This is a genomic window from Sphingomonas sabuli (genome assembly GCF_014352855.1).
GTDB classification, from domain to species: Bacteria; Pseudomonadota; Alphaproteobacteria; order Sphingomonadales; family Sphingomonadaceae; genus Sphingomicrobium; species Sphingomicrobium sabuli.
This window is the reverse complement of the sequence record NZ_CP060697.1, coordinates 1,006,806-1,024,865: the sequence shown is the minus strand read 5'-3', so window position 1 is coordinate 1,024,865 and position 18,060 is coordinate 1,006,806. Positions and strand designations below refer to the sequence as shown.

The 18,060-nt window shown below is 65.4% G+C and carries 29 protein-coding genes and 1 pseudogene; 26 read left to right on the top strand and 4 right to left on the bottom strand.

The annotated features are described in order from the left end of the window. Positions 1-50 precede the first annotated feature (50 nt). Entirely contained in the window at positions 51-707 is a 657-nt protein-coding gene (locus H8M03_RS05195) for a L,D-transpeptidase family protein (RefSeq protein WP_222931902.1), read from the bottom strand. 335 nt (positions 708-1,042) lie between these two features. On the opposite strand from H8M03_RS05195, the gene rpsJ reads away from it, so the two are divergent. From rpsJ to H8M03_RS05075, 24 genes and pseudogenes are all read left to right on the top strand, one after another. After that, positions 1,043-1,354, top strand: coding sequence for a 30S ribosomal protein S10 (rpsJ, locus tag H8M03_RS05190; protein WP_187480673.1), 312 nt, complete (start codon positions 1,043-1,045; stop codon positions 1,352-1,354). A 190-nt stretch (positions 1,355-1,544) separates the two neighbouring features. Continuing rightward, positions 1,545-2,456 carry a 50S ribosomal protein L3 gene (gene rplC, locus H8M03_RS05185; RefSeq protein WP_187480672.1) on the top strand — a complete coding sequence of 304 codons (912 nt, stop codon included), beginning with the start codon at positions 1,545-1,547 and terminating at the stop codon, positions 2,454-2,456. 1 nt (position 2,457) lies between these two features. After that, complete coding sequence (gene rplD / locus H8M03_RS05180) at positions 2,458-3,084, top strand: 50S ribosomal protein L4 (protein WP_187480671.1); 627 nt, start codon at positions 2,458-2,460, stop codon at positions 3,082-3,084. Next, positions 3,077-3,403, top strand: coding sequence for a 50S ribosomal protein L23 (locus H8M03_RS05175; protein ID WP_187480670.1), 327 nt, complete (start codon positions 3,077-3,079; stop codon positions 3,401-3,403). The genes rplD and H8M03_RS05175 overlap by 8 nt, the downstream gene beginning before the upstream one ends. Then, complete coding sequence (gene rplB / locus H8M03_RS05170) at positions 3,403-4,239, top strand: 50S ribosomal protein L2 (protein WP_187480669.1); 837 nt, start codon at positions 3,403-3,405, stop codon at positions 4,237-4,239. Before H8M03_RS05175 ends, rplB begins: the two co-directional genes overlap by 1 nt. Positions 4,240-4,242: 3 nt before the next feature. Beyond that, positions 4,243-4,518: a 30S ribosomal protein S19 gene (rpsS, locus tag H8M03_RS05165; RefSeq protein WP_187480668.1), complete on the top strand. Its 276-nt coding sequence runs from the start codon at positions 4,243-4,245 to the stop codon at positions 4,516-4,518. Further along, a complete protein-coding gene (rplV, locus tag H8M03_RS05160) occupies positions 4,518-4,895 on the top strand; it encodes a 50S ribosomal protein L22 (protein WP_187480667.1) in 378 nt (125 codons plus the stop codon). The genes rpsS and rplV overlap by 1 nt, the downstream gene beginning before the upstream one ends. Then, positions 4,895-5,605, top strand: coding sequence for a 30S ribosomal protein S3 (gene rpsC, locus H8M03_RS05155; RefSeq protein ID WP_187480666.1), 711 nt, complete (start codon positions 4,895-4,897; stop codon positions 5,603-5,605). Before rplV ends, rpsC begins: the two co-directional genes overlap by 1 nt. Positions 5,606-5,623: 18 nt before the next feature. Further along, a complete protein-coding gene (gene rplP, locus H8M03_RS05150; RefSeq protein ID WP_187480665.1) occupies positions 5,624-6,058 on the top strand; it encodes a 50S ribosomal protein L16 in 435 nt (144 codons plus the stop codon). A gap of 1 nt (position 6,059) precedes the next feature. Beyond that, the gene (rpmC, locus tag H8M03_RS05145) at positions 6,060-6,269 is read left to right on the top strand and encodes a 50S ribosomal protein L29 (RefSeq protein WP_187480664.1); all 210 of its coding nucleotides are present in this window, start codon (positions 6,060-6,062) and stop codon (positions 6,267-6,269) included. A 14-nt stretch (positions 6,270-6,283) separates the two neighbouring features. After that, positions 6,284-6,541: pseudogene (rpsQ, locus tag H8M03_RS12730) on the top strand (30S ribosomal protein S17); the annotation flags it as partial. Between the two features lie 302 nt (positions 6,542-6,843). Then, the gene (rplN, locus tag H8M03_RS05135) at positions 6,844-7,212 is read left to right on the top strand and encodes a 50S ribosomal protein L14 (RefSeq protein ID WP_187480662.1); all 369 of its coding nucleotides are present in this window, start codon (positions 6,844-6,846) and stop codon (positions 7,210-7,212) included. Beyond that, positions 7,212-7,529, top strand: a complete 318-nt coding sequence (rplX, locus tag H8M03_RS05130) for a 50S ribosomal protein L24 (RefSeq protein ID WP_187480661.1) — start codon at positions 7,212-7,214, stop codon at positions 7,527-7,529. Before rplN ends, rplX begins: the two co-directional genes overlap by 1 nt. Before the next feature lie 154 nt (positions 7,530-7,683). Beyond that, positions 7,684-8,202 carry a 50S ribosomal protein L5 gene (gene rplE / locus H8M03_RS05125; protein WP_246449191.1) on the top strand — a complete coding sequence of 173 codons (519 nt, stop codon included), beginning with the start codon at positions 7,684-7,686 and terminating at the stop codon, positions 8,200-8,202. 28 nt (positions 8,203-8,230) lie between these two features. After that, the gene (gene rpsN / locus H8M03_RS05120) at positions 8,231-8,536 is read left to right on the top strand and encodes a 30S ribosomal protein S14 (RefSeq protein ID WP_187480659.1); all 306 of its coding nucleotides are present in this window, start codon (positions 8,231-8,233) and stop codon (positions 8,534-8,536) included. 12 nt (positions 8,537-8,548) lie between these two features. Continuing rightward, positions 8,549-8,944, top strand: coding sequence for a 30S ribosomal protein S8 (gene rpsH, locus H8M03_RS05115; RefSeq protein WP_187480658.1), 396 nt, complete (start codon positions 8,549-8,551; stop codon positions 8,942-8,944). Next, positions 8,944-9,480: a 50S ribosomal protein L6 gene (gene rplF, locus H8M03_RS05110; RefSeq protein ID WP_187480657.1), complete on the top strand. Its 537-nt coding sequence runs from the start codon at positions 8,944-8,946 to the stop codon at positions 9,478-9,480. Before rpsH ends, rplF begins: the two co-directional genes overlap by 1 nt. 2 nt (positions 9,481-9,482) lie before the next feature. Further along, on the top strand, positions 9,483-9,836 hold the full coding sequence (gene rplR, locus H8M03_RS05105) for a 50S ribosomal protein L18 (protein ID WP_187480656.1): 354 nt from the start codon (positions 9,483-9,485) through the stop codon (positions 9,834-9,836). Continuing rightward, a complete protein-coding gene (rpsE, locus tag H8M03_RS12725; RefSeq protein WP_246449117.1) occupies positions 9,837-10,652 on the top strand; it encodes a 30S ribosomal protein S5 in 816 nt (271 codons plus the stop codon). Between the two features lie 5 nt (positions 10,653-10,657). Beyond that, positions 10,658-10,834, top strand: a complete 177-nt coding sequence (gene rpmD / locus H8M03_RS05095; protein WP_187480655.1) for a 50S ribosomal protein L30 — start codon at positions 10,658-10,660, stop codon at positions 10,832-10,834. Between the two features lie 57 nt (positions 10,835-10,891). Beyond that, positions 10,892-11,416, top strand: a complete 525-nt coding sequence (gene rplO / locus H8M03_RS05090) for a 50S ribosomal protein L15 (protein ID WP_187480654.1) — start codon at positions 10,892-10,894, stop codon at positions 11,414-11,416. Between the two features lie 103 nt (positions 11,417-11,519). Next, positions 11,520-12,887 (top strand): preprotein translocase subunit SecY, encoded by a 1,368-nt coding sequence (gene secY, locus H8M03_RS05085; protein ID WP_187480653.1) that lies wholly within the window; start codon positions 11,520-11,522, stop codon positions 12,885-12,887. Between the two features lie 19 nt (positions 12,888-12,906). Then, entirely contained in the window at positions 12,907-13,563 is a 657-nt protein-coding gene (locus tag H8M03_RS05080; RefSeq protein WP_187480652.1) for an adenylate kinase, read from the top strand. A gap of 72 nt (positions 13,564-13,635) precedes the next feature. Further along, a complete protein-coding gene (locus H8M03_RS05075; protein ID WP_187480651.1) occupies positions 13,636-13,890 on the top strand; it encodes a hypothetical protein in 255 nt (84 codons plus the stop codon). Between the two features lie 34 nt (positions 13,891-13,924). Here the strand turns inward: H8M03_RS05075 and H8M03_RS05070 are convergent, their stop codons facing one another. Then, on the bottom strand, positions 13,925-14,419 hold the full coding sequence (locus tag H8M03_RS05070; RefSeq protein WP_187480650.1) for a dihydrofolate reductase: 495 nt from the start codon (positions 14,417-14,419) through the stop codon (positions 13,925-13,927). A 44-nt stretch (positions 14,420-14,463) separates the two neighbouring features. On the opposite strand from H8M03_RS05070, the gene H8M03_RS05065 reads away from it, so the two are divergent. Further along, positions 14,464-15,882, top strand: a complete 1,419-nt coding sequence (locus H8M03_RS05065; RefSeq protein WP_187480649.1) for an FAD-binding oxidoreductase — start codon at positions 14,464-14,466, stop codon at positions 15,880-15,882. Here H8M03_RS05065 and H8M03_RS05060 read toward each other — a convergent pair. Both H8M03_RS05060 and H8M03_RS05055 read right to left on the bottom strand, forming a co-directional pair. Further along, positions 15,879-16,265 (bottom strand): hypothetical protein, encoded by a 387-nt coding sequence (locus H8M03_RS05060; protein WP_187480648.1) that lies wholly within the window; start codon positions 16,263-16,265, stop codon positions 15,879-15,881. The two genes, H8M03_RS05065 and H8M03_RS05060, sit on opposite strands and share 4 nt — an antisense overlap. Positions 16,266-16,404: 139 nt before the next feature. Continuing rightward, positions 16,405-17,010: an outer membrane beta-barrel protein gene (locus H8M03_RS05055; protein WP_246449115.1), complete on the bottom strand. Its 606-nt coding sequence runs from the start codon at positions 17,008-17,010 to the stop codon at positions 16,405-16,407. Between the two features lie 209 nt (positions 17,011-17,219). Here H8M03_RS05055 and H8M03_RS05050 point away from each other — a divergent pair, with 209 nt between their 5' ends. Beyond that, positions 17,220-18,059, top strand: a complete 840-nt coding sequence (locus tag H8M03_RS05050) for an AraC family transcriptional regulator (RefSeq protein WP_187480646.1) — start codon at positions 17,220-17,222, stop codon at positions 18,057-18,059. Position 18,060 lies beyond the last annotated feature (1 nt).

Genomic DNA, 18,060 nt, shown 5'->3' with positions numbered 1-18,060 from the left:
TGGCAAGGCCGGCCCCGTGTGACCCTTGCGGTCCAAGGGCCGGCGGGTCTCTACCTGCGCGGCTTCTCCGGCTGGCCGAATTCGGCGGCGTAAGCCTCCATTGCCCGCTGATGCTCGGCCTTGGCCCGATTATGCTCGGTCAGCACGCTCTTGGCGGCCGCCTGCTTGCTGTACAGCGTCTGCGCATAATCCTGCTGCGCCTTTCGATATTCGGCCTCGATCCTCTCGCGCTCGGCGATCTGCGCGCTGTCGGTGATCATCACCGGCGTGCCGATTTCCGTGATCGCAAACAGCTTCCGCGCGAAGGCATCGGGCAGACGGATGCAGCCGTGAGACGCGGCATAGCCGGGCAGGTTGCCCGAATGGATCGCGACGCCCTTTTCGGTCAGGCGCTGCATGAAGGGCATGGGCGCATTGTCATAGGTGCTCGACCGGTGCTCGACCTGCTTTTCGAGGATGGTGAAGACGCCGGTCGGCGTTTCCCGCCCCTCGCTGCCGGTCGATGTCGCCGACGCCGCGAACAGGACGCCGTCGCGGTACACGCGGATGCGCTGCTCGGTGAGGTCGATGGTCAGCAGGAGAGGGCCGTTCTGCGGCGCATTCGACGCCCAGAAATACTGACCCTGGGGAAGGGCTTTGGCCTGCACTTCGAGGCTCGCGCTGGGGATTTCGGCCGCGTGCGCCGCGCCGGTCCCAAAAGTAGCCATCAGTATGCTTGCTGCGATTAAGGCCTTCATCTGTCCCTTTCCTGTTGTCCGCTCGAGGCTAGCCCAACGACATTTACGCCGTCTGAACTCGTTCCCCGGCGAAATCGGAAGCCCTGTTCCCCATCCCGGACGACCTTCCGTAAGCCCAACCCGCCGCACGGGGGTTGATCTCGGAGCCTCTCCTATGTAGAGGCGCCTCCACAGACGGAGATTCGTCCCCGTCACCAAACTTTTTGAGATGAGGTCGTCCGTTCCGGTTCGCCGGGGTCAAACGGGCTTGGCCTCTTGTTTTTCGGGCTGGCGACAGCTCGTCGCTCTTTCGCATCGGTAGGGACATGGAAACGCAGAACATCCGGATTCGCCTGAAGGCTTTCGATCATCGAGTGCTCGATCAGGCAACTGGCGACATCGCCGACACGGCGCGCCGCACGGGTGCTCTTATTCGCGGACCCATTCCCATGCCGACGCGTATCGAGAAGTTCACCGTCAACCGTTCGCCGCACGTCGACAAGAAGTCGCGCGAGCAGTTCGAGGTGCGTACCTACAAGCGGCTGCTCGACATCGTGCAGCCGACGCCGCAGACGGTCGATGCGCTGATGAAGCTCGACCTTGCTGCGGGCGTCGACGTGGAAATCAAGCTCGCCTAAGAGCTTGGCTTCGCCCCCGCCTAGCGGGGGTTTGGCGCATACGAGGATACCGCGGAGCTTTTTGCTCCGGCCTGCGTCCCCGCCGCTCCCTTAACGGAGCATTAGCCCAGGCGGGGCACGCGGAAAATTTGGATGGGCTGCAAGCACATGGGGTTGGCCCGTGTGCCTCTGTGTAAGGAGCAACCAGGTCATGCGCACTGGCGTGATCGCGAAGAAAGTCGGAATGACCCGCCTGTTTCAGGCGGACGGACGGCACGTGCCTGTTACGGTCCTTCAACTGGACGAACTGCAGGTTGTTGGCCGCCGCGAAACCGACCGCGATGGATATACCGCACTGCAGCTCGGCGCCGGCAAGGCGAAGGCGAAGAACGTTGCCAAGCCGCAGCGGACCGCTTTCGGCAAGGCCAAGGTCGAGCCCAAGGCGAAGGTCGTCGAATTCCGCGTCGCCGAAGATGCGCTGCTCGACATCGGTTCGACGCTGAGCGCCGAACATTTCGTCGCGGGCCAGCTGGTCGACGTGTCGGGTGTTACGCAGGGCAAGGGCTTTGCAGGCGCCATGAAGCGCTGGGGCTTCGGCGGTCTGCGCGCCACCCACGGCGTTTCCATCTCCCACCGTTCGCACGGGTCGACGGGTAACCGCCAGGATCCGGGCCGAGTCTTCAAGAACAAGAAGATGGCCGGCCACATGGGCGCTCGCAATCGCACCCAGCAGAACCTCGAGATCGTCCGCACCGACCCGGCGCGCGGCCTGATCTTCGTCAAGGGTTCGGTTCCGGGCCACAAGGGCAGCTGGCTGACCGTGCAGGACGCGATCAAGGTCGAACGTCACGCCGAAGCGCCGTATCCGGGCGCGCTGTTCGACGCCAAGAAGGCGGAAGCCGCGACCGAAGAGCACGCGACCGCGGGCCTGGTCGACGACGGCGCCGTCCATGAAATCCCGGCGCTGCCGAGCGATGCGGAAGTCGCAGCGATCGCCGCCGAGCAGGAAGCCAATGCGGCGGCGCAAGCCGATGCCGAAGCGGCGGCCGACGAGAATGCTGCCGGCGAGGCGCGGGGCGACAGCCCGGCCGCGGACACCGGCGACGAAAGCAAGGGAAGCTAAGATGAAGGTCAAGGTCCAGACCCTCGACACCGGCAAGGGTGGCGACATCGAGCTCAACGACGAGATTTTCGGCGTCGAGCCCCGTGCCGACATCCTGCACCGCGTCGTGACGTGGCAGCTCATCAACCGTCGCGCCCCGGCGCGTGCGGCCCGTGAGCGCAGCGACGTCGCCCGCACCGGCAAGAAGTTCGGCAAGCAGAAGGGCGGCGGTACCGCCCGTCACGGCGATCGCCGCGCCCCGATCTTCGTCGGCGGCGGCAAGGCGCACGGTCCGCGTGCCCGAGTCTTCGCGTCGAGCCTCAACAAGAAGATCCGCGCGCTCGGCCTCAAGATGGCGCTGTCGTCGAAGGCGAAGGAGGGCAGCCTCATCGTCCTCGACAATCTCGACGTGAAGGACGGCAAGACCAAGGAGCTGCAGAGCAAGCTCGGCGGCCTTAAGCTCGGCAAGACCGCGCTGGTTATCGATGGCGACGCGCTGAACGTCGGTTTCGCCCGCGCTTCGTCGAACCTCGAAAGCGTCAACCTGCTGCCGGCGATGGGAGCCAATGTGTACGACATCATGCGCCACGAGACGCTGGTCCTGACCCGCGCCGCGGTGGAAAAGCTGGAGGCCCGGTTCAATGGCTAAGAAGCAGCAGCAGAAGGCCGAGGCGACCGTGCGCGACTATGACGTCGTGCTGGCCCCGCACATCACCGAAAAATCGACCATGCTGTCCGAGCATAATGCGGTCGTCTTCAAGGTCGCGGGCGACGCCACCAAGCCGGAGATCAAGCGGGCGGTCGAGAACCTGTTCGGCGTGACCGTCACGGGCGTCAACACGATCGTGACCAAGGGCAAGAGCAAGCGCTGGGGCGGACGCTCCTATCAGCGCTCCGACCAGAAGAAGGCGATTGTCACGCTGGCCGAGGGCCAGTCGATCGACATCACCGAAGGGGTGAAGGCGTAATGGCACTCAAGCAATATAAGCCGACGAGCCCGGCGCGCCGCGGACTGATCCTCGTCGACCGCGCCCAGCTGTGGAAGGGCAAGCCGGTCAAGAAGCTGACCGAAGGCAAGGTCAAGACGGGCGGCCGCAACAACAAGGGCCACGTCACCTCGCGCGGCATCGGCGGCGGTCACAAGCAGAAGTATCGCATCGTCGACTTCAAGCGCCGCACCTGGGATGTCACCGCGACCGTCGAGCGGATCGAATACGATCCCAACCGGTCGGCGTTCATCGCGCTCGTCACCTATGACGGCGGCGAGCAGGCCTACATTCTCGCTCCGCAGCGTCTGGCTCCGGGCGACAAGGTCGTCGCCGGCAAGAAGGTCGACGTGAAGCCGGGCAATGCGATGGAAATCGGCCAGATGCCGGTCGGCACCATTGTCCACAACGTCGAGCTGAAGCCCGGCAAGGGCGGCCAAATCGCCCGCGCCGCCGGCACATATGTGCAGGTCGTCGGCCGCGATAAGGGCATGGTCATCGTCAGGCTCAATTCAGGAGAGACGCGGTACATCCGCTCCGACTGCATGGCCACCGTCGGCGCCGTTTCCAACCCGGACAACGGCAACCAGACGCTGGCCAAGGCCGGCCGGACCCGCTGGATGGGCAAGCGCCCGCTGACCCGCGGCGTCGCCAAGAACCCGGTCGATCACCCGCACGGCGGTGGTGAAGGCCGCACTTCGGGTGGCCGTCACCCGGTCACTCCGTGGGGTAAGCCGACCAAGGGCGCCCGCACTCGTAACAACAAGGCAACGGACAAGTTCATCATCCGTAGCCGCCACGCGAAGAAGAAGGGTTAAGCAATGGCCCGTTCCGTCTGGAAAGGCCCGTTCGTCGAACTTTCGCTGATGAAGAAAGCGGAAGATGCGCAGGCAAAGGGCGGCCGCGCGCCGATCAAGACCTGGTCGCGCCGTTCGACGATCCTGCCGCAGTTCGTCGGCCTCACCTTCAATGTCTACAACGGCCGCAAGTTCGTGCCGGTGTCGGTCAATGAAGACATGGTCGGAATGAAGCTCGGCGAATTCGCCCCGACCCGTTTCTTCCCGGGCCACGCCTCGGACAAGAAGGGCAAGCGCTAATGGGCAAGGAAGCTGCACCCCGTAAGGTCGGCGAGAAGGAAGCGCTCGCGATCGGAGGCCAGATCCGTGGCTCCGCGCGCAAGCTCAACCTCGTCGCCCAGATGATCCGTGGCCGCAAGGTCGAGGAAGCGCTCAACATCCTCAAGTTCAGCCCGAAGGGCATGGCCGAGGACGTGCGCAAGGTTCTGGCGAGCGCGGTCGCGAACGCCGAGAACAACCACAACCTCGATGTCGACGCGCTGATCGTTTCCGAAGCCAGTGTCGGCAAGTCGCTGACGATGAAGCGCTTCGCGACCCGCGCCCGCGGCCGCTCGACGCGCATCGTCAAGCCGTTCAGCCGACTTCGCGTCGTCGTTCGCGAGCAGGAAGAAGCATAATGGGTCAGAAAACCTCCCCCGTCGGGCTCCGCCTGCAGATCAACCGTACCTGGGACAGCCGCTGGTTCGCGGAAGGCCAGGATTACGGCCGCCTGCTGCTCGAGGATCTCAAGATCCGCCGGTACATTCTCGACCTGCTGCCGCAGGCCGCGATTTCGAAGGTGGTGATCGAGCGTCCGGCCAAGATCTGCCGCATTTCCATCTATGCGGCGCGTCCGGGCGTGATCATCGGCAAGAAGGGTGCCGACATCGAGAAGCTGCGCAAGAAGCTGTCGTCGATGACGGACAGCGACGTCAGTCTCAACATCGTCGAGATTCGCAAGCCGGAAGTCGATGCCAAGCTCGTCGCCCAGGGCGTCGCCGACCAGCTGGAACGCCGTATCGCGTTCCGCCGGGCGATGAAGCGCGCCGTCCAGTCGGCCCTTCGGCTTGGCGCCGAAGGCATCCGCATCACCTGCGCCGGCCGTCTTGGCGGCGCGGAGATCGCCCGCACCGAATGGTATCGTGAAGGCCGCGTGCCGCTGCACACCCTTCGCGGCAATGTCGATTACGCCGAAGCCGAAGCGCACACCGCGTACGGCGTCTGCGGCGTGAAGGTCTGGATCTTCAAGGGCGAAATCCTCGGGCACGACCCGACCGCCCAGGACCGGCTGATGATGGAGGCTCAGACCTCCGGAGTCCGCCCGGCCCGCGAAGACCGCGGCCGCTAAGGCTTTAGGAACAAAGAGATGCTGCAACCAAAGCGCACCAAATTCCGCAAGGCCTTCAAGGGCCGCATCCATGGCAACGCCAAGGGCGGGACCGAGCTCAACTTCGGCGCCTTCGGCCTTAAGGCGATGGAGCCGGAGCGGATTACCGCCCGTCAGATCGAAGCGGCCCGCCGCGCGATCCAGCGCCACATCAAGCGCCAGGGCCGTTTGTGGATCCGCATTTTCCCGGACCTTCCGGTCAGCTCCAAGCCGGCCGAAGTCCGCATGGGCTCGGGCAAGGGCTCGCCGGAGTTCTGGGTTGCCCGCGTCAAGCCGGGCCGCATCCTGTTTGAGCTGGACGGCATTCCCGGCCCGCTCGCCAAGACGGCGTTCGAGCGTGCAGCCGAAAAGCTGCCGATCAAGACGAAGGTCGTCGCCCGCCTGGGCGAGACCCTGATCGAGGAGGACCGTTAAGATGGCCGCGATCGACGATCTCAAGGTCAAGAGCGACGACCAGTTGAAGGAACAGCTGATCGAACTGAAGCGCGAGCAGTTCAACCTGCGCTTCCAGGCCGCGACCAACCAGCTTGAGAAGCCCGCCCGCGTGACCCGCGTCCGCAAGGACATCGCGCGGATCAGGACGCTTCAGAACCAGCGCGCGCGCGAACAGGCCGCGAAGGCGTAAGGGAGACTATTTAGATGCCAAAGCGCGTCCTGATTGGAACGGTGGTTTCGGACAAGGGTGACAAGACCGTCACCGTCCGCGTCGACCGGCGGGTTAAGCACCCGCTGTACGGCAAGATCATCCGCCGTTCGAAGAAATATGCCGCTCACGATTCCGACAATACCTATCGCACTGGCGAGCAGGTCCGGATCGAAGAGTGCAAGCCGATCTCCAAGTCGAAGACCTGGACGGTGATCGAGCGCATCGGTGCAGCCAAGGCGGTCGCGGTCGAGATCGCCGATCCCGACGTCGCCTCGCCGGAACTGAAGGCCGACGTCCAGACGACCGACGCTAAGGCCGACAAGAAGGCCGATGCGAAGGCGGACAAGAAGACCGAGACGGTCGACGCCAAGGCCGACGAAACGGCCGAAGTGACGAGCGCGGACGCAGCCGAAGCAACCGACGATGCGTTGGACGCCAAGGCGGAAAAGAAGCCGGCCAAGGACTCCAAGTCCAAGGCCAAGGGCAAGGCGAAGGCGGACGATACCGCCGACGCCGAGGCCTGAGCCGAACCTGAGAGGATAAGGGTCGAACAATGATCCAGATGCAGTCCAACCTGGACGTCGCGGACAACAGCGGGGCGAAGCGCGTCCAGTGCATCAAGGTGCTGGGCGGCTCCAAGCGCCGGGTTGCCGGGGTCGGCGACATCATCGTGGTGTCCGTCAAGGAAGCCCAGCCGCGCGGCCGCGTGAAGAAGGGTGACGTTCACCGCGCGGTGATCGTCCGCACCGCCAAGGACATCCGCCGTCCCGACGGTTCGGTGATCCGCTTCGACAGCAACGCCGCGGTGCTGGTCAACAAGAGCGACGAGCCGATCGGCACGCGCATCTTCGGCCCGGTGGTTCGCGAACTCCGCGCCAAGAAGCACATGAAGATCATCAGCCTCGCGCCGGAGGTGCTGTAATGGCGCAGAAGATCAAGAAGGGCGACACGGTCGTGATCCTGTCCGGCAAGGACAAGGGCAAGTCCGGTGAAGTCACCCGGGTCATCCGCAGCGACGACAAGGTGGTCGTGTCGGGCGTCAATGTCCACGCCCGTCACCGCAAGCCGACTCAGGTCAACCCGCAGGGCGGGATCGAGCGCAAGGAAGCGCCGCTGCACATTTCGAACGTCGCTCTCGCCGACCCGAAGGACGGCAGCGCGACCCGCGTCCGCTTCGAGGAGCGTGACGGCAAGAAGGTCCGCATCGCGGTCAAGTCCGGAGAGCTGATCAATGGCTGACGACAAGAACACGGTCGACCAGACCGAGGACAAGGCTTTGGCCGAGGCGACCGCGAAGGCGGACAAGCCGGCCAAGTCGGGCGGGGCGAAGAAGGACGGCAAGTCCTACACGCCGCGTCTGAAGTCCGAATACGACGCCCGCATCGTCAAGGCGATGACCGAGAAGTTTGGCTACAAGAACCGTCTCGAGGTTCCCAAGCTCGACAAGATCGTCATCAACATGGGCGTTGGCGAAGGCACGAACGACAAGAAGCTTGTCGAGAAGGCCGCGAGCGAAATGGAAGCCATTGCCGGTCAGAAGCCGGTGATTGCCAAGGCCAAGAAGTCGATCGCGCAGTTCAAGCTGCGTGAAGGCATGCCGATCGGGTGCAAGGTGACCCTTCGCCGCGAGCGCATGTACGAGTTCCTGGACCGGCTGGTCACGATCGCACTTCCGCGTGTCCGCGACTTTCGGGGCCTCAACCCCAAGTCGTTCGACGGCCGCGGCAATTACGCGATGGGCCTCAAGGAGCAAATCGTCTTCCCCGAGATCAACTACGACGACATCGACAAGGTCCGGGGCATGGACATCATCGTAACCACCACCGCGAAGACGGACGAAGAGGCGCGCGAACTGCTGCGCCTGTTCAACTTCCCGTTCCCCGTGGAAGCAGAGGAAAAGCAGGCTGCTTAAGCGGTCTGCGAGGAGAAGAACTTAAGTCATGGCGAAACTGAGTTCGATCAACAAGAACGAGCGTCGCAAGAAGCTCGTCCAGAAGTATGCGTCGAAGTATGCGAAGCTCAAAGAGATCGCGAACGACGAGTCCAAGGACGAGACCGAGCGGCTGATCGCGCGTCTGAAAATGGCGGAAATCCCGCGCAATGCGAACCCCACCCGGGTCCGCAACCGCTGCGAGCTGACCGGCCGCAGCCGCGCTTATTATCGCAAGTTCCGCTTGTCGCGGATCATGCTTCGGGAACTGGCCAACAAGGGCCTGATCCCCGGCGTGACCAAGTCGAGCTGGTAAGGAGGATCTACTATGGCGATGAATGATCCTCTCAGCGATCTGCTCACGCGTATTCGCAACGGGCAACAGGCGCGCAAGGATTCGGTGCTGACTCCGGCTTCGAAGCTGCGGGCGCATGTTCTCGATGTGTTGCAGCGCGAGGGCTATATTCGCGGGTACACCGAGGAAGAGCTCGCCGGGCACAAGGGCCTGCGCATCGAGCTGAAATATTTCGAAGGCCAGCCGGCCATCCAGCACCTGGCGCGCGTGTCGAAGCCGGGCCGCCGGGTCTATTCGGGGTCGAAGGACCTGCCGCGGATCCGCAACGGTCTGGGCGTCGTCATCGTGTCGACCCCGCGCGGCGTCCTGTCCGACGCCGAGGCGCGCGAGCAGAATGTCGGCGGCGAAGTGCTGGCGGAGGTGTTCTGATGAGCCGCATTGGCAAGAAACCGATCGAGCTTCCCAGCGGCGTTACCGCGTCGGTGGAAAGCGGCACGCTGACCGTGAAGGGGCCCAAGGGCACCCTCGCGATGCAGCTGCTCGACGATCTCGTGAAGTATGAGATCGCCGAAAACGAGATCAAGGTGACCCCGCTGACCAGCGCGCAGCGCAACCGCGCCGCGTGGGGCATGACCCGCACCAACGTGCAGAATCTCGTCACCGGCGTGACCGAGGGCTTTTCGAAGGTGCTGGAAATCAGCGGCGTCGGCTATCGCGCGGCGGCCCAGGGCAAGAACCTGCGCCTGCAGCTCGGCTACAGCCACGACGTCAACTTCCCGGTTCCCGAGGGGGTCGAGGTCAAGACGCCCGACCCGAACACGGTCGAGATCTCCGGCATTGACAAGCAGAAGGTCGGCCAGGTCGCGGCCGAAATCCGTCGCTGGCGCAAGCCCGAGCCGTACAAGGGCAAGGGCATCAAGTACCGCGGCGAGTATATCTTCCGCAAAGAAGGCAAGAAGAAGTAGCCATGGCGAAACTCTCCCTGTTCGACCGCCGCCGCCGTCGCGTGCGCACCGCCCTTCGCAGCGTGTCTTCGGGCAAGCCGCGCCTGTCGGTCCACCGTTCGCAGCAGCACATCTATGCGCAGGTCATCGACGACAAGGACGGCAAGACGCTGGCCGCCGCGTCGACCCTCGACAAGGACCTGAAGGACAAGGGCAACGCGACCCGCGAGGGCGCTGCTGCCGTCGGCAAGGCGATTGCCGAGCGCGCCAAGAAGGCCGGCGTTTCCGCCGTCGTCTTCGACCGTGGCGGCTTCCTGTTTCATGGCCGCGTCAAGGCGCTGGCCGATGCCGCTCGCGAAGGCGGATTGGAGTTTTAAATGGCTGACGAAAACGAAACCCCGGTGGTCCAGCCCGAAGGCGTCGAACAGGCGCAGACGGAAGTGCCCGCCAAGGAAGACGTAGTGGTCGCCACCGAAGGCAATCCTCCGGCCGGCGACGCCGGCGCTTCGGCCGATGCGCCGCAGCAGCCGCAGGGCCGTGGCCCGCGCGGCGGCCGTGGCGGCGGCGGCGGTGGACGCGGCCGTGGCGGCAACGATCGTGGTGGCGGCCGTGGCCGTCGCGACGACCGGCGCGGCGGGCGTGGTGGCGACGATGGCGGCGAGGAGCTGATCGAAAAGCTCGTCCACATCAACCGCGTGTCCAAGACCGTTAAGGGCGGCAAGCGTTTCGGTTTCGCGGCTCTGGTCATCGTCGGCGACGGCAAGGGCCGGGCCGGCTTCGGTCACGGCAAGGCGCGCGAAGTGCCGGAAGCCATTTCCAAGGCAACCGCCGCGGCGAAGAAGGCGATGATCCGCGTTCCGCTGCGCGACGGCCGCACGCTGCACCATGACGGTCTCGGCCACTTCGGCGCCGGCCGCGTGACGCTGCGTTCGGCGCCTCCGGGAACCGGCATCATCGCCGGCGGCCCGATGCGCGCGATCTTCGAAAGCCTCGGCGTTGCCGACGTGGTCACCAAGTCGGTCGGCACGTCCAACCCGTACAACATGATCCGTGCGACGTTCGAGGCGCTCAAGGAACAGACCAGCCCGCGCTCGGTCGCCCAGCGCCGCGGCAAGAAAGTCGCCGACCTGCTCGGTCGCGGTGGCGCCAGCGCTGCCGAAGCCGAGGCCCAGGCCGAAGCGATCACGGAGTAAGCGAGATGGCGAAGATCAAGATCACCCAGACCGGTTCGCCGATCCGCCGCGACAAGACGCAGCGGGCGACCCTCGTCGGGCTCGGCCTCAACAAGATGGGCCGCACCGTCGAAGTCGAAAACACCCCGGAAGTGATGGGCCAGGTCCGCAAGGTCCAGCACCTCGTTTCCGTCGAGGCGTAACCCTTTTCAACAGCGCCCTCGTGGCGCAGCGCGACAGAAGCGAAAGCGAGTGCAATCATGAAGCTCAACGAACTCAAGGACAATGAAGGCGCCCGCAAGGGCCGCATGCGCGTCGGCCGTGGTATCGGCTCGGGCAAGGGCAAGACCGCCGGCCGCGGCCAGAAGGGCCAGAAGAGCCGTTCGGGCGTGTCCGTGTTCGGTTTCGAAGGCGGCCAGATGCCGCTCCACATGCGGTTGCCGAAGCGCGGCTTCAACAATCCGTTCGGCAAGGACTTCGCCGAAGTGAACATCGGCGCGATCCAAAAGATGATCGACGCCAACAAGCTCGATGCCAAGGGCACGCTCGACCATGACGCGCTCAAGGCCGCCGGCCTGGCCCGTGGCGGCAAGGACGGCGTCCGCCTGCTCGGCAAGGGCGAGTTGAAGGCCAAGCTCGACCTCAAGGTTGCCGGTGCGTCGAAGGGCGCGCGCGAAGCGGTCGAAAAGGCCGGCGGCAAGATCGAGATCATCGAGCCGAAGAATCCGGCCGAGCTGGCCGCTGCCAAGAAGGGCAGCAAGAAGAAAGCCGCCGCGAAGGCCTGACATCGTCCCGGCGGGGGCGCCGGCGGCCCGACCGGCCGCCGTCCCTCGCAATGACGAAAAGGCGGCCTATATGGGCCCAAGCGCCTAGGGGATTTTCACGTACATGGCATCGTCAGCCGAGCAACTTGCTTCCAGCCTCAGCCTCGCCAACTTTTCAAAGGCGACGGAGCTCAAGAAGCGCCTGTGGTTCACGCTCGGTGCGTTGATCCTGTTCCGCTTCTTGTCGTTCGTCCCGATCCCGGGCGTCGATCCGGTCGCCATGCAGGCGCTGTTCGACACGCAGAGCGGCGGCGTTCTCGACATCTTCAACACCTTCTCGGGCGGCGCGCTTGAGCGCATGAGCCTGATCGCGCTGGGCGTGATGCCGTACATCACGGCGTCCATCGTCATCCAGCTGATGGGCAGCATGTACGAGCCGTGGAAAGCCCTCAAGAAAGAGGGCGAGACCGGCCGCAAGAAGCTCAACCAGTATACGCGTTACCTGACCGTCGTCCTCACCCTCGTGCAGGGTTATATGGTCGTTCGCGGGCTCGAGACGCAGGCAGTCCGCCAGGGCATCGGTGCGGTCGTCGAGCCGGGGCTGGTGTTCGAAATGGCGGGCACGATCAGCCTCGTCGGCGGAACCTTGTTCCTGATGTGGCTGGGCGAACAGATTACCAGCCGCGGGATCGGCAACGGCGTGTCGCTGATCATCATGGCCGGTATCGTCGCCGCATTGCCGCGCGGCATCGCGCAATTGTTCGAAGGCGGCCGCACGGGGACGATGGACCCGCTGCTGGTGTTCGGCATCGTCGCCTTGGCGGTCGGCCTGATTGCCTTCATCTGCTTCATGGAGCGGGCCCAGCGCCGCGTGCTGATCCAGTATCCCAAGCGCCAGACCGCGCGCGGCATGATGCAGCAGGAACGCTCGCACCTGCCGATCAAGATCAACACCGCCGGTGTGATCCCGCCGATCTTCGCCTCCTCGCTGCTGCTGATGCCGCTGACCGTCATCCAGTGGGCGGGGTCAGGCGCGGAGGCCGGTAGCGACACCAGCGACTGGCTGATCACTGTCAGCACCTACCTGCAGCATGGCAGTCCGCTGTATATGCTGCTCTACGGCGCGGGCATCGTCTTCTTCTGCTTCTTCTACACCTCGGTGCAGTTCAACAGCGAGGAAACGTCGGAGAATTTGAAGCGGCACGGCGGCTTCATCCCGGGCATCCGGCCGGGCAAGGCAACCGAAAATTACTTCGACTATTTGCTCACCCGGATCACGACGATCGGCGCGGCGTATCTGACGCTGATCTGCCTGATCCCGGAATTCCTGTTCGCGCAGGCAGGCATCCCGTTCTATCTTGGCGGCACCAGCCTGCTCATCGTCGTCAACGTGACGATGGACACGGTCAGCCAGATCCAGAGTCACCTGATCGCCCACGAATATGGTAACCTGATCAAGAAGGCGAAACTCAAGAGCGGCCGCCGCCGCTGAAGCTGTCGAGGGGAGCGGCATGAACATCATCCTGCTCGGCCCCCCGGGGGCAGGCAAAGGCACACAGGCCGCCCGGCTCGAAGCCAATCGCGGAATGGTTCAGCTGTCGACCGGTGACATGCTTCGCCGGGCCGTGGCGGAAGGCACGCCGACCGGGCTTAAGGCCAAGGCGGTGATGGAAGCCGGCGGCCTGGTCAGCGACGATATCGTCAGCGCGCTGATCGGCGAACGGCTCGATGCGATCGGCGACAAGGGCGCGATCTTTGACGGCTACCCGCGAACTCGCGCCCAGGCCGAGGCGCTCGACCAGCTGCTCGCCGACCGCGGCCGCAAGCTCGACGATGTGATCGAGCTTGGCGTCGACGAGGACGCGCTGGTCGAACGGATCACCGGCCGCTTCAGCTGCGCCAGTTGCGGCGCACCCTACCACGACCAGTACAAGCTGCCGAAGGTCGAGGGCACGTGCGATGTCTGCGGCGGCACCGAGTTCAAGCGCCGGCCCGACGACAATGAGCAGACCGTGCGCACGCGCCTTGCCGAATATCGCGCCAAGACCGCGCCGATCCTGCCCTACTATCGCGACGTTGGGCTCGTCCGCCGAGTCGACGGCATGGCCAAGGTGGACGACGTGGCTGCGGCAATCGACGCAATATTGGATGATTCTTCAGACGCTTGATGGCGGTTCAGGGCCTTTTGACAAATCGGCATAATCCGCTACATTCAACGGCTTAGACTTGGAGGGCCATCGATGCGTAACGTAATCCTGACCATTGCAGCGCTGCCGCTGCTCGCCACGGCTGCCGTAGCGGCCCAGTCCGAGCCCCAGAAGGCTGTGGACGATGGCGACAAGGTCGTTTGCAAGTCCGAGAGCTTCGTCGGCTCGCACGTGCGCAAGCGCATCTGCAAGACCAAGCGCGAATGGACCGAAGGGTCCGAGAATGCGCAGGACGCGCTCGACCGCGCCCGTCAGCGCCGGACCGATCCGCCCAAGTTCGGCGGCTAAGCGGCGTTACCCCGCGCCGTGCGGCGCGGGGCCGCTAGATCCTTTCCAGGGTCACGAACCGGAAGCCGGGCCGCCCGTCTGCGGCCGCATGGACCGCGACTTCCGTCTCATGCCAGGCCGCGCCGTCGCGTGGGTCTGGCATTTTTGTATCTCCGGCGATGTCCGCCAGAACGTCGGTCAGTTCGACCCGGTCGGCGATCGGCAGGAACATCGCGAAAATCGCGGCGCCGCCGATGACCGAAACCGGGTCGTTGCCCGCCAGCGCAAGAGCCTCGTCGCGCGAATGCGCGGTCTCGGCACCAGCCGCTTGCCAGCCCGTGTCCCGCGTGATCACGATGTGCCGGCGCCCCGGCAGCAGGCCGGGCAGGCTTTCGAATGTCTTGCGTCCCATGATCATCGCCGATCCCATGGTCAGCGCCTTGAAGCGCTTCAGGTCGGCGGGAATGTGCCAGGGCAAACCGCCGTCCCTGCCGATAGTTCCGTTATGGGCGCGGGCGACGACGATGGTGATGCTTGGGCGTCCGGTCATGCGTCGCGTTTGCCGCGCGGCGCCGGCGATGCCAAGTAGGCCGCGTGACTGACGCCGCCGACCGACTGATCAGGGACGTGCAGGAAAGGTTCGGGCCCAAGGCGGCGCTGACCGACCGAGCGGCCCTTGAACCCTGGCTGACGGACTGGCGCGGGCGCTTCCGCGGCGAGGCCCGGGCGATCCTGTCGCCGGCTTCGACCGAGGAAGTCGCGGCCATGGTACATCTGGCAGGTCGCCTCGGCGTGCCGCTGGTGCCGCAAGGGGGCAATACGTCGATGGTCGGGGGCGCGACGCCGCCGGCCGACGGGTCGGCGCTACTCTTCTCGCTGCGACGGATGAACCGCCTCCGCGCCATCGACGCCGACGCCAATCTTGCCGTGGCGGAAGCGGGCGTGATCCTGGCCGACCTGCACGACCGGGCCGCGGCCGTCGGCCGCCGCTTCCCGCTGACGCTCGGCGCGCGCGGCAGTTGCACCATCGGCGGCCTCGTTTCGACCAACGCCGGCGGGACGCAGGTGCTGCGCTTCGGAACCATGCGCGCGCTGGTGGCGGGACTGGAGGTGGTGTTGCCCGACGGCGCCGTACACAACGGCCTGTCGGGGCTGAAAAAGGACAATCGCGGATACAGCATCGACCAGTTGCTGATCGGGGCCGAAGGCACGCTCGGCATCGTCACCGCCGCCGCCTTGCGGCTGGTCCCGGCGGTTCAGCGGCGCGCGGTTGCCTGGGCCGGCGTTGCCGATCCCGGCGCGGCCTTGAAGCTGCTCCGCCACATGGAAGAACGGACCGACCGTGTCGAAGGCTTCGAACTGATTTCCGGCGACGGCTTGGCGCTGGCAGTCGACCATATTCCGGGCATTCGCAGCCCGCTGAACGGCCGCCATGCGTGGCACGTGCTGATAGAGGCGACGTCGGCGACCGCCGATTTCGATCCGGTGCCGATGGTGCAGGACCTGCTGGGCGACGCCATCGAGGCAGGCCTGGTCGAGGACGCGACGGTGGCGGCGTCCGAAGCGCAGGCCGCTGCGCTTTGGCGCATTCGCGATTCGCTGTCGGAGGCGGAGCGGGCCGAAGGCCCGTCCACCGCGCATGATATCTCCGTGCCGGTCGCCGACATGCCCCGCTTCCTGATCGAGGCGAAGGCCGCCGTCGAAGCCGCTTTCCCCGGAACGGTCGCCAGCGCCTTCGGCCATCTTGGCGATGGCAACCTCCATTTTCACGTGCGCGCCGGACGCCAGGCCCGCGAGGGCTGGACGGCGCGCGAGGGCCCCGGGATCGAACGCTTCGTCGACGATCTGGTGACGCAGGCCGGCGGGTCGATTTCGGCCGAACATGGCATCGGCCAGATGAAGCGGGCGGAGCTGGCGCGGCTGGCCCCGCCCGGCGACCTTGCCGCCCTGTGCGCGATCAAGGCCGCGCTGGACCCGCGCGGCATCATGAACCCGGGCAAACTGGTCGGTTAGCGGAAGCGCCGCGCGCGGTTTGCCTTGTCCGGCTCGCAGTGTCGTTCCAGCCATTTGCTGAACAGCGCGTAGAGATACAGGAACCCGCCGACGAAGATTAGAACGACAAGGGTCAGCGGCGCGGCCAGCACGGTCGCGCTAAGGTCCTCGATCGTGCGGTTCTGGAAATGCGGCTCTGCCAGCCCGACGTAGTGCAGGCCGTCCGCGGTCGACATGGCCGGCCAGCGGCCCTTTTCCATCCATTCCAGCAGCTGCCAGACCAGCACCACCGGGACGATCATCAGGACGACGATGCCGGCCGGAAACAGGAAGAAGCCCATGTTGCCCAGGAAGGCGAAGTCGGCGAACAGCGGATCGCGCTTGCTGGGCAATTGGTCAGTCATGCATGGTTCCCCCGAACGCGCGCCAATCTGCGCTGCGTCGCGGGCAAAGGCCAGCAGGAATTTGCGAGGGGTCGGACGGGATGCGGAAGAGGCCGGCACGCATGGTACCGGCCTCCCCATGGGTTCCCCTGCCTAAAGCCTAGAAACGGGCACCGACGCCGAGCAGCAGCTGGTTGCGGCGGTTCTTCAGGCTGCCGGTGGTTTCGAAGTCGGGATAGAGATACTCTTCGTACGACGTGCGGACATATTCGGCGCGCGCGTAAACGCGTGTGCCGAGCGCCACTTCGCCGCCGGCGCCGACGTGATAGCCTTCGCGGTTGAAGCTGTCGGACAGGTTGATCGGCGTCGCCGTTCCGCCGTCATAGGCCGCTTTCACCCGGCCGTTGCTGTACCCGCCTTTGACGTACAGCATTGCGCCGGGCGACACCTGCCCGCCGAAGCGCACGCCGAAGGTGGCGTTGCGGCCCAGCCGGGCACTGAACTCGTCATTGCCGAACAAAGTCGATCTGGGCTTGGCGCTGCCGAATTCGACGCCGGCATAGGCGCCCGCGATCGCGCCCGACCCGATGTCGAAATCATAGCCCGCTTCGGCACCGAAGGTGGCGCTGCTGGCATCGTCGCTGCCTGCGAACTCATTCTCGTCCTCGTCCTCGTAATCCACGTCCATGGACAGCTGCTCCCAGCCTGCCCTGACTTCCACGCGCGGCCCGGTAAACGGCGCCGCCGCCGCCGGCGTTGCTGCCATCGCGGCGGCAACCGCCCCGCATACTATCGAAATCTTACGCATCATGATCCCCAATGACCTGTGTTCCGGGCATCGCCAGCAGAACGCGCACCCCCCTTTGCAGAATGGAGCTGTGTGCCGCGCCCGCCGCCGCCCTAGGTCGTGGGTGCTAACCAGCCGGCAGCGCGAAGGCGTTGTCGTTTCTTGCTTTTCAGGGGGCACGACGGCCGATGACCGTCCAGCTGATCGATCTCGTCGGAACGTTGACCGGCGGCGGAATGGGACAGACCCGGCCGCCCAACGTGATTGTGATGTCCAACCTTTCTCGCGGCGCCGCGGAAACCGGCGCACGGGGCCATTTCATGTTGAAATACGTCGCGGCCGGCAAGGAACTGTACCGCTATGGCGGGAAGACCTTTCCGGTCGCCGCCGGCCAGTTTCTCGCCGTCCCGCCGGGCATGGCTGGCGAAGTGGAAATTGCGCACCAGTCCGGTGCCGCCAGCGGCATGTGCCTGGGGCTCAAGTGCCTCGATACGCAGAGCGCGCCGATGGAGGCGCCGTTACTGTTCGCCGCAAGCTGTTCGACGCTGGGACAGATGCTTGCCCGGTCGCACCGGCAAATGGCCACCGGACCAAGCCCACGCGCCCGGGTCGCCGAACACCTCGCCGCCGGTACCGCCCGGCATTTCGAAACGCTGATGGAAGAGGCGCTCGGCCATCTCTCCGCCCTCGCGGCAAGCCGGCCGGTCACCCGTTACGACCTGCTGCGCAAGCTGACGCTGGCGCGCGCGTACCTGCACGATGTCGACGACCGGCCGGTCGCGCTGGGCGAAGTCGCGGCCGCGGCGGGCGTGTCGCAATTCCACTTGTTGCGCAGCTTTCGCGCCTGCTTCGGATTGCCGCCGTCGACCTATCACCGGCGTATCCGGCTGGAAGCGGCGCGGGCCGCGGTGGAACGGGCGGAGATGACCTGTACGCAGGCGGCCTTGCGCTATGGCTTTGCCGACGGGGCCAGCTTCAGCCACGCCCATCGCCGCGCCTTCGGCACCGCGCCGACGCGGAAAGTCTGAA

Excerpts from the sequence above, each read along its gene's own strand:
- H8M03_RS05195 (WP_222931902.1), bottom strand. The coding sequence starts at position 707 with ATGGCTACTTTTGGGACCGGCGCGGCGCACGCGGCCGAAATCCCCAGC.
- rpsJ (WP_187480673.1), top strand. The coding sequence starts at position 1,043 with ATGGAAACGCAGAACATCCGGATTCGCCTGAAGGCTTTCGATCATCGA.
- rplC (WP_187480672.1), top strand. The coding sequence starts at position 1,545 with ATGCGCACTGGCGTGATCGCGAAGAAAGTCGGAATGACCCGCCTGTTT.
- rplD (WP_187480671.1), top strand. The coding sequence starts at position 2,458 with ATGAAGGTCAAGGTCCAGACCCTCGACACCGGCAAGGGTGGCGACATC.
- H8M03_RS05175 (WP_187480670.1), top strand. The coding sequence starts at position 3,077 with ATGGCTAAGAAGCAGCAGCAGAAGGCCGAGGCGACCGTGCGCGACTAT.
- rplB (WP_187480669.1), top strand. The coding sequence starts at position 3,403 with ATGGCACTCAAGCAATATAAGCCGACGAGCCCGGCGCGCCGCGGACTG.
- rpsS (WP_187480668.1), top strand. The coding sequence starts at position 4,243 with ATGGCCCGTTCCGTCTGGAAAGGCCCGTTCGTCGAACTTTCGCTGATG.
- rplV (WP_187480667.1), top strand. The coding sequence starts at position 4,518 with ATGGGCAAGGAAGCTGCACCCCGTAAGGTCGGCGAGAAGGAAGCGCTC.
- rpsC (WP_187480666.1), top strand. The coding sequence starts at position 4,895 with ATGGGTCAGAAAACCTCCCCCGTCGGGCTCCGCCTGCAGATCAACCGT.
- rplP (WP_187480665.1), top strand. The coding sequence starts at position 5,624 with ATGCTGCAACCAAAGCGCACCAAATTCCGCAAGGCCTTCAAGGGCCGC.
- rpmC (WP_187480664.1), top strand. The coding sequence starts at position 6,060 with ATGGCCGCGATCGACGATCTCAAGGTCAAGAGCGACGACCAGTTGAAG.
- rplN (WP_187480662.1), top strand. The coding sequence starts at position 6,844 with ATGATCCAGATGCAGTCCAACCTGGACGTCGCGGACAACAGCGGGGCG.
- rplX (WP_187480661.1), top strand. The coding sequence starts at position 7,212 with ATGGCGCAGAAGATCAAGAAGGGCGACACGGTCGTGATCCTGTCCGGC.
- rplE (WP_246449191.1), top strand. The coding sequence starts at position 7,684 with ATGACCGAGAAGTTTGGCTACAAGAACCGTCTCGAGGTTCCCAAGCTC.
- rpsN (WP_187480659.1), top strand. The coding sequence starts at position 8,231 with ATGGCGAAACTGAGTTCGATCAACAAGAACGAGCGTCGCAAGAAGCTC.
- rpsH (WP_187480658.1), top strand. The coding sequence starts at position 8,549 with ATGGCGATGAATGATCCTCTCAGCGATCTGCTCACGCGTATTCGCAAC.
- rplF (WP_187480657.1), top strand. The coding sequence starts at position 8,944 with ATGAGCCGCATTGGCAAGAAACCGATCGAGCTTCCCAGCGGCGTTACC.
- rplR (WP_187480656.1), top strand. The coding sequence starts at position 9,483 with ATGGCGAAACTCTCCCTGTTCGACCGCCGCCGCCGTCGCGTGCGCACC.
- rpsE (WP_246449117.1), top strand. The coding sequence starts at position 9,837 with ATGGCTGACGAAAACGAAACCCCGGTGGTCCAGCCCGAAGGCGTCGAA.
- rpmD (WP_187480655.1), top strand. The coding sequence starts at position 10,658 with ATGGCGAAGATCAAGATCACCCAGACCGGTTCGCCGATCCGCCGCGAC.
- rplO (WP_187480654.1), top strand. The coding sequence starts at position 10,892 with ATGAAGCTCAACGAACTCAAGGACAATGAAGGCGCCCGCAAGGGCCGC.
- secY (WP_187480653.1), top strand. The coding sequence starts at position 11,520 with ATGGCATCGTCAGCCGAGCAACTTGCTTCCAGCCTCAGCCTCGCCAAC.
- H8M03_RS05080 (WP_187480652.1), top strand. The coding sequence starts at position 12,907 with ATGAACATCATCCTGCTCGGCCCCCCGGGGGCAGGCAAAGGCACACAG.
- H8M03_RS05075 (WP_187480651.1), top strand. The coding sequence starts at position 13,636 with ATGCGTAACGTAATCCTGACCATTGCAGCGCTGCCGCTGCTCGCCACG.
- H8M03_RS05070 (WP_187480650.1), bottom strand. The coding sequence starts at position 14,419 with ATGACCGGACGCCCAAGCATCACCATCGTCGTCGCCCGCGCCCATAAC.
- H8M03_RS05060 (WP_187480648.1), bottom strand. The coding sequence starts at position 16,265 with ATGACTGACCAATTGCCCAGCAAGCGCGATCCGCTGTTCGCCGACTTC.
- H8M03_RS05055 (WP_246449115.1), bottom strand. The coding sequence starts at position 17,010 with ATGGCAGCAACGCCGGCGGCGGCGGCGCCGTTTACCGGGCCGCGCGTG.
- H8M03_RS05050 (WP_187480646.1), top strand. The coding sequence starts at position 17,220 with ATGACCGTCCAGCTGATCGATCTCGTCGGAACGTTGACCGGCGGCGGA.